Raw genomic sequence first — 13,905 nt, forward strand, 5'->3', positions numbered from 1 at the left:
ATCATGCTCACGCGCATACGTTCCCCACGGCCCACGCGGCCCCGGCCCGCGCACCGCGCGGCCGGTGCGGGACTGGTCGTCGCCGTACTCGCCCTGGCCGGAGCGCTCGCCGGGTGCGGCGGCGGCGCGGGCCCCTCGCGGGACCAGCCGAAGCTGCCCTTCGGCTGGTCGCCGAGCGGACCCTCCCGGACACCCCCGACCCGGGCGGAGACGACGGGCGCCGCGGCCACGCGGGGTACCGGATCGCCCTCGGCCGGCTCGACGTTCGCCCTCACGGCGCCGCCGGCGCGCGCGGGAGCGACCGCGGTGACGCCCGGCGTGAGCGGGAACGCGCGCACGTGCCCGACCCCCGGACACCCGTATCGCGTGTGCGGCCACTACACGCTGGTCCGGCCGACGATCGACCCGTCCGCGCCGTGCGTCGACAGCGACCAGGGGGTCCACGGCGGCACGACGTATGCGTGCCTCTACGGCTACTGGGTGGAGCTCCCGAAGGTCCCGACACCGGCCACGCCGACGTAGCGCGGCCGGTGCCCGCTACCGCCCGTGCGGTACGAAGATCCGCTCGTCGTCGGCCGCGGCCCGCGGCGCCGGAATCCGGCGGCGCGCCACCCGCCGCGGCGTACGCGGCAGGACCACGGCCAGCAGGCAGCACACCGCCATGCCGAGCAGCCCGGTGACGACGCCGAGCTTCGTGGCCAGGGAGACCTGCGGCAGGACGAACACGGCGATGTCGAGGCCGAAGGACGCGGCGCTCACCACCGTCAGCGCCGCCGCGACACGGTTCAGCCGGGCGTCCAGCGCCTCCGCGCGCTGCGAGGACGCGGCCAGCAGGGAGTTGCTGACGTAACCGAGGAGCTTGTCGGCGCGCTCCTGGGTGTCGTCGAGCCCGATCACCTGGCGCGCGGAGAGATAACTGGCCCGGTGCGCCTGCGTCGACTCGATCCGGTAGCCGTCGAGATGGTGGAAGTCGGCCCACAGACCGTCGAGGAACCGCCGGAAGGCGTGCACATCGGTGGTCTCGGGGTGGCCGTGCGCCAGGTCGGCCAGCACCCACCGCCCGGCGACGAGCGCGCCCACCAGCAGCGACTGCTGCGCCACCGCGATGTCCGTGGGCTCGGTCATGGTCAGCAGATCGTGCAGCGGCGTCGCCGGATCGCGGTCCCAGGCGTAGGTGTACGGCAGCAGGATCCGGCAGTCGGGGCCCGATATCAGCGCGGGCACCCGTGCGTCGGCCGCCCACGGCGGGTCCCGCGTCACGAAGTGGCAGTTGTAGCGCGCCGATTGACGGTCGATCGGCGAACCCGCCCCGGCCGGCGCGAGATCGGGCCGCAGTGCGATCTCCTGGACTAGACCACTGGCGACGGCCGCGGCCAGCACCGCCGTCAGGATCGGCGCGTCCGCCTCGCGCAGCGCCTGGTTGACGGTCGCGTCGAGCGCGTCGAGGTCGTGCAGCGCCATCCGCCGCAGATCGGCCTCGTGCCGCAGCGCGTAGACCACCAGCACCGTGCCCGCGGTCAGGATGCGCGCGTGGCAGGCCACGATCTCCGTGCCCGGCAGGCTGATCGCCGGTCCGACCATGCCGGTCAGGTCCATCTCGATGGTGGTGTCCGGGTTGTACGCCAGCGACCGCAGGCCCCCGACCACCGGCCGTAACTCGCCGTGGCCCGGCACCGCGACCAGCTCCAACGAGCTGACGGGGGAGCGGTGGTGCAGCGGATACGCCCGGCTCTGGAGGTGCAGCACCTCGCTCGCGCCGAAGCTCATACTGCCGCTCGTGCCGCCGCTCATGCCGCCGCTCCCGCGCGGCCGGTGCCGGAGCCCGGGGTCCAGGAGACCGCCACGTACTCCGGGATCAGGTCGGACTCGCTCACCGACACCCCGCCCAGGTAACGCCGTTGCAGATCCTCGGGGCCCCGGTCCTCGATCGCCGTGCCCAGCAGCGACTCCAGCTCGTCGTGCGTGAGATGGCTCGCGTCCGCGGGCACCGACCTGCGCAGGAACCAGTCGCGCTGCTCGGCCAGGACGCGGCAGCCCGCCGCCGCCGCGGGCCAGTAGCTGACCGCGGTCACCGCCGTCGTACCGAAACCGGCGCCCAGCGTCACCACCGACCGTGCCGCGTCCCCCGGCAGATAGAAGACGACGCCCTCCGCGACGTACGCGACCGGCCGGCCGGCCGCCAACTCGCGTGCGGCGGAGGTCACTTCGGCGCGGCCCTGCGCGCTGTTCAGATCGGCCGCGAGATGCCGCACCTCGCGCTCCGGCGCGACACCGGACGCCGTCAGCTCCGCCGCCCGCCGCCGCTTGGCCGCCGCCATCTCCGGCAGATCCACCTCCAGCGCCGCGGGGAACGGCAGCAGCCAGGGATACGAGGAGAAACCGGCCCCGCACACCACGAGCACCGTGTCCGGGTCGGCGCGCAGCGCCCGCGCGAGGGTGTCGGCGATGTAGCGTCCGCGCAGCGACACCACCAGGTCGTCGTGCGGGTACACCTCGTCGGCGAACTCCCGCCACAACTCCCTCACCGCGGGCCGGTCACCGTCCGGAATCCACGCGCCCGCCAGAGGATCCTCGGCGAGGTCGGGCTTGCGCGCCCGCGACTCGTTGACCAGATACGCGGTCAGTTCGACCCCACCGTGCTGCATGACCCGTCGACCCCCGAGTGTGTGACGTTGCGTCACCCACCTTGGTATCACGTCCCGTTGCCGTTGTGGATCTCCCCGTCGGCCGCACGACGGGTCCCGCGGGTCAGGCCCGCAGGCGCGCCAACTCCGCTTCCCTGGCGTCGATGTACGGTCCGAGGTCGGTCACGGTCGCCAACCGGACCTGTCCGATGGGCACGTGGTGCCCGACGACGGTGACCGTGACGGATTCCGCGTCAGCGTCAGCGTCCGCGTCCGCATCCGCATCCGCATCCGCGTCGGCGTCCGTACCGGCATCCGCCACCGCCTCGATCCGCGCCGCCCACCACGTCCCTTCCGTCAGCACGTCGGCCGCCCGCGGCGCACCGTCCACGACGACCTCCGCCCGCGACGTACGGCCTGCCCCGGCCTCCCGCGCCGAAGGGTCCTCGTCCGCCCGCGGGTACCCGTCCCGCTCCAGCCGCAGCGACTCGGCCAGGCTCACCGGCTCGGCGGCACGCACCGCGCTGGTCACCCAGACCGCCGCCTCGTCCTGCCCCAGCCGTCCGTGCCGCACGGTGATCCGCTGCCATACGTCGTCTCTTCTGTGGCCCTCGGCGAACCACGCCGGTTCCGGCGCGGGACCGGTCACCGCGCACACCCGGAAAGGCGGCGCCCCGCGCAGCGCGGCCATCCGCCGCGCCGCCTCGGCCAGGACCGCCGCGACCCTCGCGCCCTCGTCCTCCGTCGCATACCGCATGAGGGCATTGTCCCGGCACCCGTCAAGCGGGCACACTCCCGCGCGAGGCCCGCGCCCCGTCCCGCGTCCGACCCGCCGCACGGCACACCCGTCGGTCACGCCGTCGGTCACGCCCGTCCGACCCGCCCGTCCGACCCGGCGCCCGCCACGCCGCCGTCCCCGGGTGACCTGTCGCAGTGAAGGTTGAGCGATTCTCACCGAAGGTTGAGCGGCTTCCTGCCGGTGGCGTGGACCTATCTCTGGACGGCTGTCGTGGTGGGCACCCCCATCCGTAGGATCGCGGCATGCCTGCCGCCGAACGTGTTACCCGGTCCTCGTTTGCCGGTCGCATCCAGCCGATCTCGTCTCCCGGATCACTCCCGGTCTTGCCCGGCCGGATCTGGTCGGATGCGGACTGGGAGCGGATCCAGCTCGGTTACCACTCCCGGGGTATGGACGAGAAGTGGGACGTGTTCAGCGAGGGCAGGGTTGTCTTCCTCCATCGGAGCTGGACCGGTCGCGGGGTCTTCGAAGCAACTTTCACGCCCGTGGACGCCGGGGGCTGGCGGATCTCCGGAGCTGTGGTGGAGCGTGATCAGGAGCGCTACCGGAGCAGGGACGACGAGTACGACTGCGTGATGCTGGAACTGGTGATCAGTGCGATTGTGCTGGATGAGCCGACGCAGGAGTTGCGGTCGCGATTGGTGGCGATGACGCGCAGTGCGTCCGGTGGCGCGGACGTGCCAGCTGGATGGGTTCAGCACAGTGCCCTGGGTCTGCGCTCGGATCCGCCGTCTCAGCCGTAGCAGAGCCCGTAGACCGGGTTGATGCGAGGGCGCCCCACCGGCAGGAGCCGATCAAGCTTCGGTGGGAAACACTCAACCTTCACTGCGACAGGTCAGGTGGGCCGGGCATGACCCAGCGGCGGTCATGTACTAGAGTTATCTCGACATCGAGATATCTGCTGAGGCGTACGACGACCGCACCGCACGAGGTAAGGGTTACCTAACCAGAGCCCACCTTAGCGGACCGGCCGGCGGGCATGTCACCGACATGCGGCCGGGCCGGGGGACCGCGGTGGTACGCGCGCAATGACGCAAGACGACGCATGAAGGAGACTGTCGTGTCGGCGAACAGCTTCGACGCCCGCAGCACGCTGCGCGTGGGCGACGAGTCGTACGAGATCTTCCGGCTGGACAAGGTGGCGGGCGCGGCCCGGCTGCCGTACAGCCTGAAGGTGCTGCTGGAGAACCTGCTGCGTACCGAGGACGGCGCGAACATCACCGCCGACCACATCCGGGCGCTGGGCGGCTGGGACTCCCAGGCCCAGCCGAGCCAGGAGATCCAGTTCACGCCGGCCCGCGTGATCATGCAGGACTTCACGGGTGTGCCCTGCGTCGTGGACCTGGCCACCATGCGCGAGGCCGTCAAGGAGCTCGGCGGCGACGCCGCCCGGATCAACCCGCTCGCCCCGGCCGAGCTGGTCATCGACCACTCGGTGATCGCCGACCGCTTCGGCACCGCCGACTCCTTCGCGCAGAACGTGGAGCTGGAGTACGGCCGCAACAAGGAGCGCTACCAGTTCCTGCGCTGGGGCCAGACCGCGTTCGACGAGTTCAAGGTCGTCCCGCCCGGCACCGGCATCGTTCACCAGGTGAACATCGAGCACCTGGCCCGTACCGTCATGGTCCGCGGCGGCCAGGCGTACCCGGACACCCTGGTCGGCACCGACTCGCACACCACCATGGTCAACGGCCTCGGCGTGCTCGGCTGGGGCGTCGGCGGCATCGAGGCCGAGGCCGCGATGCTGGGCCAGCCGGTGTCCATGCTGATCCCGCGGGTCGTCGGCTTCAAGCTGACCGGCGAGCTGCCCACCGGCACCACCGCCACCGACCTGGTGCTGACCATCACCGAGATGCTGCGCAAGCACGGCGTGGTCGGCAAGTTCGTGGAGTTCTACGGCGAGGGCGTCGGCGCCACGTCGCTGGCCAACCGCGCCACCATCGGCAACATGTCGCCGGAGTTCGGCTCCACCGCGGCGATCTTCCCGATCGACGAGGAGACGCTGAAGTACCTGCGGCTGACCGGCCGCGACGCGCAGCAGGTCGCGCTGGTCGAGGCGTACGCCAAGGAGCAGGGCCTGTGGCTGGACCCGGCCGCCGAGCCGGACTTCTCCGAGAAGCTGGAGCTGGACCTCGCCACCGTCGTCCCGTCGATCGCCGGGCCCAAGCGCCCGCAGGACCGTATCGTCCTGGCGAACGCCTCCCAGCAGTTCGCCCGCGACGTGCGCAACTACGTGACCGACGACGAGGAGGCGGGCAAGGAGTCCTTCCCGGCCTCCGACTCCCCGGCCACCCACAACGGCGTGCCGACCAAGCCGACCGTGGTCACCGCCCCCGACGGCAGCACGTACGAGATCGACCACGGCGCCGTCACCGTCGCCGCGATCACCTCGTGCACCAACACCTCGAACCCGTACGTGATGGTCGCCGCCGCCCTGGTCGCCAAGAAGGCGGTCGAGCGCGGTCTGACCCGCAAGCCGTGGGTGAAGACGACGCTGGCGCCCGGCTCCAAGGTCGTCACGGACTACTTCGACAAGGCGGGCCTGACCCCGTACCTGGACAAGCTCGGCTTCAACCTGGTCGGTTACGGCTGCACCACCTGCATCGGCAACTCGGGCCCGCTGCCCGAGGAGGTCTCCAAGGCGGTCAACGAGGCGGACCTCGCGGTCGCCGCGGTGCTCTCGGGCAACCGCAACTTCGAGGGCCGGATCAACCCGGACGTCAAGATGAACTACCTGGCGTCGCCGCCGCTGGTCGTCGCGTACGCCATCGCGGGCTCGATGAAGGTGAACATCACCGAGGACGTCCTCGGCACCGACACCGACGGCAAGCCGGTCCGCCTCCAGGACATCTGGCCGACCGAGGCCGAGGTCAACGACGTGGTCGCGTCCGCGATCGGCCAGGACATGTTCAACGAGTCCTACCGCGACGTCTTCGCGGGCGACGCGCAGTGGCAGGCGCTGTCGATCCCGACCGGTGACACCTTCGAGTGGGACCCGCAGTCCACCTACGTCCGCAAGCCCCCGTACTTCGAGGGCATGACGATGGAGACCACCCCGGTCACCGACATCGAGGGCGCCCGCGTCCTGGCCAAGCTCGGCGACTCGGTCACCACCGACCACATCTCCCCGGCCGGCGCGATCAAGGCCGACACCCCGGCGGGCAAGTACCTCACCGGACACGGCGTCGACCGGCGCGACTTCAACAGCTACGGCTCGCGCCGCGGCAACCACGAGGTCATGATCCGCGGCACCTTCGCCAACATCCGGCTGCGCAACCAGATCGCGCCGGGCACCGAGGGCGGCTACACCCGCGACTTCACCCAGGCGGACGGCCCGGTCGCCTTCATCTACGACGCCTCGCGCAACTACATCGAGCAGGGCGTGCCGCTGGTCGTCCTGGCGGGCAAGGAGTACGGCTCCGGCTCGTCCCGCGACTGGGCGGCCAAGGGCACCGCGCTGCTCGGCGTCAAGGCGGTCGTCGCGGAGTCCTACGAGCGCATCCACCGCTCCAACCTGATCGGCATGGGCGTGCTGCCGCTCCAGTACCCCGAGGGCGCCTCCGCGGCCTCCCTGGGGCTCACGGGCGAGGAGACGTTCGCCATCTCCGGCGTGACCGAGCTGAACGACGGCACGACCCCGCGCACGGTGAAGGTCACCACCGACACCGGCGTGGAGTTCGACGCCGTTGTCCGGATCGACACCCCCGGAGAGGCCGACTACTACCGCAACGGCGGCATCATGCAGTACGTGTTGCGGTCGCTGATCCGCAAGTAACGATCAAGTGACGTTCCGCTACGGCGGATACGCAGAAGAAACCGCAGGCGGGCCGCGCTCCTCTCAGGGGAGTGCGGCCCGTCCGCTTATGTCCGTACATGCAGACCGGCTCGGCCCGGTTCGGTCTTCACTACTTGAACGCACTTCCGTGACAGTCGTGTTGACTAGTGAATACAAGATCCGGCGCGCTCGGGATCGGTGAGACATCCCACGTTTCGCGGAGGTCTCAACTCGGGAAAGCTTGCCGCCCAAACCATCATTCGATCTTGCCCTGCCGACTGCAAGTGGACTATACCTGTCGGCGTCCAAGGAACCCGCTCACAGCGGGGCGGGGCGGGGGGGAACGTCGGGCAGAAACACCCGGCGGCCTACGGTGACGTACCCCTCCTCGATGGATGCACGGCATCACTCAAGCTTCAACTGTTCGCGGTCGTCGGCGGATTCCGCTGCACCGCATGAGTCCTGATGAGAGCGAGGACTTGAGCATGGGATCCGAAATGAACCGCCGGGATCTGGTCAAGCGTTCCGCGGCGCTTGGCCTCGTAGCCATTCCGTCGGCCGGTCTGCTGAGCGCCTGCGCGTCCAGCGGCGGTGACAGCAGTAGCGACAAGCCCACCAAGAGCGCGACTGCGGCCTCGAAGGACAACCCCTTCGGCGTGAACGACTCCACGGCCCTCGACATCGTCATCTTCGACGGTGGTTACGGCCACGACTACGCCACCGCGCTCGGCAAGCTGTACGAGTCCAAGCACCCGGGCTCCAAGTCCAGCGTCCTGCCCACGCAGGACATCGCCGGCAAGCTCCAGCCGCGCTTCAACGCCGGCAGCCCGCCGGACGTCATCGACGACTCGGGCGCCCAGCAGATCAAGCTGGACGTCCTGCAGAAGAGCGGTCAGCTCGCGGACCTCACCCCGCTGCTCGACGCGCCCTACATCGACGACCCGAGCAAGAAGATCCGCGACGTGCTCCAGCCCGGCACGATCGAGACCGGCACGCTCGACGGCAAGATGTACTCGCTGAGCTACATCTACACCGTGTTCGGCCTGTGGTACTCCGGCAAGCTGTTCAAGGACAAGGGCTGGACCGAGCCCAAGACGTGGGCCGACTTCATCTCCCTTTCCGCGGAGATCAAGAAGGAGAAGATCGCGCCCTTCTGTCACCAGGGCAAGTACCCGTACTACATCAACGTCGCGATCATGGACCTCATCGCCAAGAACGGCGGCCTGGAGCTCCAGAAGCGCATCGACACGATGGACCCGACGGCCTGGGACGACCCGGCCGTCAAGGCGGGCATCGAGGCGGTCTACGAGATCGTGGACAAGAACTACCTGCTGCCCGGCACCAACGGTCTGACCCACATCGAGTCGCAGACCGCGTGGAACCAGTACAAGGCCGCCTTCATCCCGTGCGGCTCCTGGCTGGAGAACGAGCAGATGAAGGCCACCCCGAGCGACTTCGACATGAAGTTCATGCCGATGCCGTCGCTCACGGGCGACAAGCTGCCCTTCGAGGCGATCCGGGCGGGCGCGGGCGAGCCGTTCATCGTCCCGGAGAAGGCCAAGAACAAGGCCGGCGGCCTGGAGTTCCTGCGCATGATGCTGACGAAGGAGGGCTCCGGCAAGTTCGCCGCCGCCGCCAACTCCCTCACCGTCCTCAAGGACGGCGTCGGCTCCGACGTCCAGCTCCGTCCGGGTACCGCGTCGACCGTGACCGCGCTGAGCGCTGCCGGTGCGAACACGTTCAACTACAACTACCCGAACACCAACAGCGAGTTCGATGTCGCCCTGCAGAACCTGAGCGGTGAGCTGATGGCCAAGCGCCTCACCCCCGCCCAGTGGATCTCGAAGGCCAAGGCGCTCGCGGCCAAGGCCAAGAAGGCCTGACCCAGCGACGTCGTGCGGTGCGGGGGCCGGAATCCGTCCGGCCCCCGCACCGGCATAGCCCCTCGATCAGGAGCAGGATCCATGCAGCATCGCAAATACCCCTTCATTGTGGGCTTCCTCATCGTCCCGATCGTCCTGTATGTGACGTTCGTGATCTGGCCGTATCTTCAGACGATCGGCTACTCGCTCACGGACTGGAAGGGCGAGTCCCAGACCTTCAACTTCGTGGGCCTGGACAACTACACGACCCTGTTCCACGACTCCGTCTTCAGAACCGCGTTGTGGCACAACATCCTGCTGCTGATCTTCCTGCCGGTGATCACCATCCTGCTGGCGCTGTTCTTCGCCTTCATGGTGAACGTGGGCGGTCGCAGCACGGCGGGCGGTGTCCAGGGCGTCCGCGGCGCCGGGATCTACAAGGTCGTCTACTTCTTCCCGCAGGTCCTGTCGGTCGCGATCCTGATCGTGCTGTTCGGCGCGGTCTACCGCAGTGACTCGGCCGGTCTGCTCAACGGCGTCCTGGTGAAGCTGCACCTGGAGGACGCCAACAACCCCATCGAGTGGCTGAACGACCCCAACCTCGTGCTCTGGTGCCTGCTGGCGATCCAGGTCTGGGCGGGCGTCGGCTTCTACCTCGTGCTGTTCTCCGCGGCGATGCAGTCCATCCCCAAGGACATCTACGAGGCCGCGCTGCTCGACGGCGCGGGCCGCTCGCAGACCTTCTTCAAGGTCACCCTCCCGCTGCTGTGGGACAGCGTGCAGACCTCGTGGGTGTACATCTCGATCTTCGCGATGGACTTCTTCGCCCTGGTCTCCGGACTGACCCCCGGAACCGGCTACGGCGGTGGTCCCGACCACCACAGCGAGGTCATGGCGACCTACCTGATGCGCAACTTCCTGTCCTTCGGCAAGAGCGGTTACGCCTGCGCACAGGGCGTGATCATCATGCTGGTGACCTTGATCGTTTCCGCTGTCACGCTGCGGGTCTCCCGCCGTGACCGCATCGAGTTCTGAGCGGGGAAGCACCATGACCTCACCCATCACCGAGGCGCAGTCCGGCGGACTGCTGGGCCAGGTACCCGCTCAGGGCGGGCCCGGCAAGAAGCGCAAGGGCAAGGGAGCGGAGGAGGCCGGCTACGACGGAGCCGGCGGCCGGGTGCTCAACGTCTTCTCGCACGGCTTCCTTGCGGTCTGGGCGATCATGATCATCCTGCCACTGGCATGGATCATCCTCAGCTCGTTCAAGAACAACAGCGAGATCGGCTCCAGCGCGTGGTCCTGGCCCTCGCACTTCACCTTCGGCGCGTTCAGCCGCGCCTGGGACAAGGGCATCGGCGACTTCTTCCTGAACACCGTGATCGTGATGGTGTTCTCGGTGCCGCTGACCATGCTCTTCGGCTCGATGGTCGCCTACGTGCTGGCCCGGTACGAGTTCCCCGGCAACAGGTTCATCTACTTCCTGTTCGTCGGCGGCGCGATGTTCCCGTACTTCCTCGCGCTGGTCCCGCTGTTCTTCATGGTGAAGAACCTCGGCATGCTGAACACGTACCAGGGTCTGATCCTGGTGTACGTCGCCTACTCGCTGCCGTTCACGACCTTCTTCATGCACTCGTTCTTCAAGACGCTGCCAACGGCCATCCATGAGGCGGCGGTGCTCGACGGCGCCTCGCACACCCGGACGTTCTTCCAGGTGATGGTGCCGATGGCCAAGCCCGGTCTGCTGAGCGTCGGCATCTTCAACGTGCTCGGGCAGTGGAATCAGTACATCCTGCCGGTCACGCTGATGCAGCCGCAGACCAGCACCGACAAGGACCACTCCATGCTGGCCCAGGGCCTGGTGAACCTCGCGCTGTCGCAGGGGTACTCGGGCGACTACCCGGCGCTGTTCGCCGGCATGGTGATCGCGATGCTGCCGGTGCTGGTGGTGTACCTGTCCTTCCAGCGCCAGGTCCAGGCCGGACTCACCGCGGGCACCCTGAAGTAGCCCACGGCGGCGCCCCCGAGCGCCGTTGAGCAGGCCGTACGCCGCGAGGAGCGGCTCCGCGAGGGCGCGGAGCCGCTCCTCGGCGTTCGCGACCGATTCGCATAACGGTGTGGCTCTCCCCCTTGACGGGACATCACCCCAAACACTCAACTTAGAGTTCACATGTTGTAGACGACGGGGTCTCACCGATGTGGCAGGTACGACATCGGTCCGGGTCCCCGTCCGTGCGGGCAGCCGGGACGCTCCGGCTGCCGGGCAGGAGTGGATGTCGTGGTCGAGACTCCGGGATCGCAGTCGTCGCTGCACCGGGCCAACCTGGAACGCGTCGTGCGTGCCGTACGGCTGGCCGGGTCACTCACCCAGGCGGAGATCGCGCGCAGCACCGGCCTGTCGGCCGCGACGGTCTCCAACATCGTCCGCGAACTGCGGGACAACGGCACGGTGCAGGTGACGTCGACCTCCTCGGGTGGTCGGCGGGCCCGCAGCGTGGCGCTGTCCGGTGACGCCGGCATCGTCGTAGGAGTCGATTTCGGCCATTCGCATCTCCGGGTCGCGGTCGGCAATCTGGCCCATCAGGTGCTGGCCGAGCAGTCCGAGCCGATCGACGTGGACGCCTCCGCCTCCCAGGGCTTCGACCGCGCCGAGCAACTCGTCGCGCGGCTGGTGGAGTCCACCGGGATCAACCCCGACAAGGTGCTCGGGGTGGGTCTGGGCGTGCCGGGGCCGATCGACGTGGAGTCCGGGACGCTCGGTTCGACCGCGATCCTGCCCGGCTGGAGCGGTATCAACCCCCGCCAGGAGTTGACCGACCGGCTCGGTGTGCCGGTCCAGGTGGACAACGACGCGAATCTGGGCGCACTGGGCGAGTTGGTCTGGGGCGGCGGCCGGGGCGTGAAGGACCTGGCGTACATCAAGGTCGCCAGCGGCGTCGGCGCGGGCCTGGTGATCGACGGCAGGATCTACCGCGGACCGGGGGGCACGGCGGGTGAAATCGGCCACATCACCCTCGACGAGTCGGGTCCGGTGTGCCGGTGCGGCAACCGCGGCTGCCTGGAGACCTTCACCGCCGCGCGCTATGTGCTCGAACTCCTGCGCGGCAGCCACGGAGATGGCCTAACGGTCCCGAAGATGGTGCAGCTCGCACGCGAGGGCGACCCCGGCTGCCGTCGCGTGATCGGGGACGTGGGCCGCCACATAGGCATGGGCGTGGCCAGTCTGTGCAACCTCTTGAACCCCAGCAGGGTCGTGCTGGGCGGGGACTTGGCCGAGGCGGGGGAGCTGGTGCTCGGCCCGATAAGGGAGTCCGTGTCGCGGTACGCGATCCCCAGTGCCGCCCAACGGCTGTCCGTGGTGCCCGGGTCGCTGGGTGCCCGTGCGGAGGTTTTGGGGGCACTTGCCCTGGTGCTGAGTGAGATGGGTGATTCTACACTGTTGGATGGTAATACTCCGGTTGATACACCCGCCTTTTCGGCATAACTGAGCGTTCACACAGCTAACGAAACGGGTCGTTGCCATCTCGTTAAGTGTTTACTTCTTGACGGCATGGCGTCAGCCGGAGTTGACTCACGAGCACCTCGGCCGCGGTGTTGCGGCCCTGTCAGGGAGGCAACCTCACATGAACGCAATGACGCGTCGAATCGCCGTCGGGACGGTCGCTGTTTCGATCGCGCTCACGATGGCCGCTTGTGGCAAGGCGGGCGACAAGTCGTCCGACAGCAGCAAGGACAAGACCATCGGCCTGCTGCTCCCGGAGAACGCGACCACCCGGTACGAGAAGTTCGACCGGCCCCTGATCGAGGCGAAGGTCAAGGAGCTGTGCTCCGACTGCAAGGTCGACTACGCCAACGCCGCCGGTGACCCCGCCAAGCAGGCGCAGCAGGTCAGCAGCATGATCGCCAAGGGCGTCAAGGTTCTCATCCTGGACGCGCAGGACTCGGTCGGCATCCAGTCCTCGGTCCAGGCCGCGGTCGACAAGGGCATCAAGGTCGTCGCGTACGACCGCCTCGCGCAGGGCCCGGTCTCGGCCTACGTCTCCTACGACAACGAGAAGATCGGCGAGCTCCAGGGCCAGGCGCTGCTCAACGCCATGGGCGCCGACGCCAAGCCGACCTCGAAGATCGTCATGATCGACGGCGACCCGGCCGACCCGAACGCCGCCTCCTTCAAGGCCGGCGCCCACAAGATCCTCGACGGCAAGGTGAACATCGCCTACGAGCAGTCGGGTCTGTGGAAGGACACCGTCGCCAACCAGAAGGTCACCGCGGCGATCACCCAGCTCGGCAAGGCCAACATCAAGGGCGTCTACTCGGCCAACGACGGCATGGCCGGCGGTATCGCCACCGCCCTCAAGGGCGCCGGCATCAACCCGCCGCTGACCGGCCAGGACGCCGAACTGCCCGGCATCCAGCGGATCCTCGCGGGCACCCAGGCCGCGACGATCTACAAGGCGTACCAGCCGGAGGCCGACGCCACCGCCCAGATCGCGGTCGCGCTGCTCGAGGGCAAGGACTTCAAGGACGTCGCCGACACCACCGCCAAGAGCGGCTCGGGCCAGACGGTCCCCGCCCACCTCATCGGCGCCGTCGCGGTGACCAAGGAGAACATCAAGGACACGGTCATCAAGGACAAGCTGTACACCGTGGCCCAGATCTGCACCGCCGAGTTCGCCCAGGCGTGCAAGGACGCGGGCATCCAGTAGTACCCAGGGCCTCGGCCCGCCCCCGAAAGACCTGTCCGGTGCCCCGCCCCCACCATTCCACCCCGCTGCCGGGGCGGGGCACCGGACGGAAACGCTTCCGGGGTAGAGCGTTCGGGGAAGGGGTATGAGCCCGTTCCCCGTT

The 13,905-nt window shown here is 68.7% G+C and carries 11 protein-coding genes; 8 read left to right on the plus strand and 3 right to left on the minus strand.

Annotated elements, in window-relative coordinates:
• Window positions 1-3 precede the first annotated feature (3 nt).
• The gene (locus ACIP4Z_RS26450; RefSeq protein WP_401312127.1) at window positions 4-522 is read left to right on the plus strand and encodes a hypothetical protein; all 519 of its coding nucleotides are present in this window, start codon (window positions 4-6) and stop codon (window positions 520-522) included.
• A 15-nt stretch (window positions 523-537) separates the two neighbouring features.
• Here the strand turns inward: ACIP4Z_RS26450 and ACIP4Z_RS26455 are convergent, their stop codons facing one another.
• The 3 genes from ACIP4Z_RS26455 to ACIP4Z_RS26465 all read right to left on the minus strand — a co-directional run bounded on the left by ACIP4Z_RS26455 (window position 538) and on the right by ACIP4Z_RS26465 (window position 3,381).
• Window positions 538-1,791: a hypothetical protein gene (locus ACIP4Z_RS26455; protein WP_401312130.1), complete on the minus strand. Its 1,254-nt coding sequence runs from the start codon at window positions 1,789-1,791 to the stop codon at window positions 538-540.
• The gene (locus ACIP4Z_RS26460) at window positions 1,788-2,645 is read right to left on the minus strand and encodes a class I SAM-dependent methyltransferase (protein WP_391048788.1); all 858 of its coding nucleotides are present in this window, start codon (window positions 2,643-2,645) and stop codon (window positions 1,788-1,790) included. Before ACIP4Z_RS26460 ends, ACIP4Z_RS26455 begins: the two co-directional genes overlap by 4 nt.
• A 103-nt stretch (window positions 2,646-2,748) precedes the next feature.
• Window positions 2,749-3,381 (minus strand): hypothetical protein, encoded by a 633-nt coding sequence (locus ACIP4Z_RS26465; RefSeq protein WP_401312133.1) that lies wholly within the window; start codon window positions 3,379-3,381, stop codon window positions 2,749-2,751.
• Window positions 3,382-3,665: 284 nt separating this feature from the next.
• Between ACIP4Z_RS26465 and ACIP4Z_RS26470 the strand changes: the two genes are divergently transcribed.
• The 7 genes from ACIP4Z_RS26470 (at window position 3,666) to ACIP4Z_RS26500 (ending at window position 13,763) form a co-directional block, all read left to right on the plus strand.
• Window positions 3,666-4,166, plus strand: coding sequence for a hypothetical protein (locus ACIP4Z_RS26470; protein ID WP_401312136.1), 501 nt, complete (start codon window positions 3,666-3,668; stop codon window positions 4,164-4,166).
• A 317-nt stretch (window positions 4,167-4,483) separates the two neighbouring features.
• Window positions 4,484-7,198, plus strand: coding sequence for an aconitate hydratase AcnA (gene acnA, locus ACIP4Z_RS26475; protein ID WP_355338617.1), 2,715 nt, complete (start codon window positions 4,484-4,486; stop codon window positions 7,196-7,198).
• Window positions 7,199-7,683: 485 nt separating this feature from the next.
• Window positions 7,684-9,081: an N-acetylglucosamine/diacetylchitobiose ABC transporter substrate-binding protein gene (ngcE, locus tag ACIP4Z_RS26480; protein WP_355338620.1), complete on the plus strand. Its 1,398-nt coding sequence runs from the start codon at window positions 7,684-7,686 to the stop codon at window positions 9,079-9,081.
• Window positions 9,082-9,162: 81 nt separating this feature from the next.
• Window positions 9,163-10,095, plus strand: a complete 933-nt coding sequence (locus tag ACIP4Z_RS26485; RefSeq protein WP_355338623.1) for a sugar ABC transporter permease — start codon at window positions 9,163-9,165, stop codon at window positions 10,093-10,095.
• A 13-nt stretch (window positions 10,096-10,108) separates the two neighbouring features.
• Window positions 10,109-11,065, plus strand: a complete 957-nt coding sequence (locus ACIP4Z_RS26490) for a carbohydrate ABC transporter permease (RefSeq protein WP_355338626.1) — start codon at window positions 10,109-10,111, stop codon at window positions 11,063-11,065.
• A 261-nt stretch (window positions 11,066-11,326) separates the two neighbouring features.
• Window positions 11,327-12,541, plus strand: coding sequence for an ROK family transcriptional regulator (locus tag ACIP4Z_RS26495; RefSeq protein ID WP_355338629.1), 1,215 nt, complete (start codon window positions 11,327-11,329; stop codon window positions 12,539-12,541).
• A gap of 139 nt (window positions 12,542-12,680) precedes the next feature.
• On the plus strand, window positions 12,681-13,763 hold the full coding sequence (locus ACIP4Z_RS26500) for a substrate-binding domain-containing protein (protein WP_355338632.1): 1,083 nt from the start codon (window positions 12,681-12,683) through the stop codon (window positions 13,761-13,763).
• The last annotated feature ends 142 nt before the right edge of the window (window positions 13,764-13,905 follow it).

This window comes from Streptomyces sp. NPDC088910, assembly GCF_044749865.1.
Lineage (GTDB): Bacteria > Actinomycetota > Actinomycetes > Streptomycetales > Streptomycetaceae > Actinacidiphila.

Excerpts from the sequence above, each read along its gene's own strand:
- ngcE (WP_355338620.1), top strand. The coding sequence starts at position 7,684 with ATGGGATCCGAAATGAACCGCCGGGATCTGGTCAAGCGTTCCGCGGCG.
- ACIP4Z_RS26485 (WP_355338623.1), top strand. The coding sequence starts at position 9,163 with ATGCAGCATCGCAAATACCCCTTCATTGTGGGCTTCCTCATCGTCCCG.
- ACIP4Z_RS26470 (WP_401312136.1), top strand. The coding sequence starts at position 3,666 with ATGCCTGCCGCCGAACGTGTTACCCGGTCCTCGTTTGCCGGTCGCATC.
- ACIP4Z_RS26500 (WP_355338632.1), top strand. The coding sequence starts at position 12,681 with ATGAACGCAATGACGCGTCGAATCGCCGTCGGGACGGTCGCTGTTTCG.
- ACIP4Z_RS26490 (WP_355338626.1), top strand. The coding sequence starts at position 10,109 with ATGACCTCACCCATCACCGAGGCGCAGTCCGGCGGACTGCTGGGCCAG.
- ACIP4Z_RS26460 (WP_391048788.1), bottom strand. The coding sequence starts at position 2,645 with ATGCAGCACGGTGGGGTCGAACTGACCGCGTATCTGGTCAACGAGTCG.
- ACIP4Z_RS26465 (WP_401312133.1), bottom strand. The coding sequence starts at position 3,381 with ATGCGGTATGCGACGGAGGACGAGGGCGCGAGGGTCGCGGCGGTCCTG.
- ACIP4Z_RS26455 (WP_401312130.1), bottom strand. The coding sequence starts at position 1,791 with ATGAGCGGCGGCACGAGCGGCAGTATGAGCTTCGGCGCGAGCGAGGTG.
- ACIP4Z_RS26450 (WP_401312127.1), top strand. The coding sequence starts at position 4 with ATGCTCACGCGCATACGTTCCCCACGGCCCACGCGGCCCCGGCCCGCG.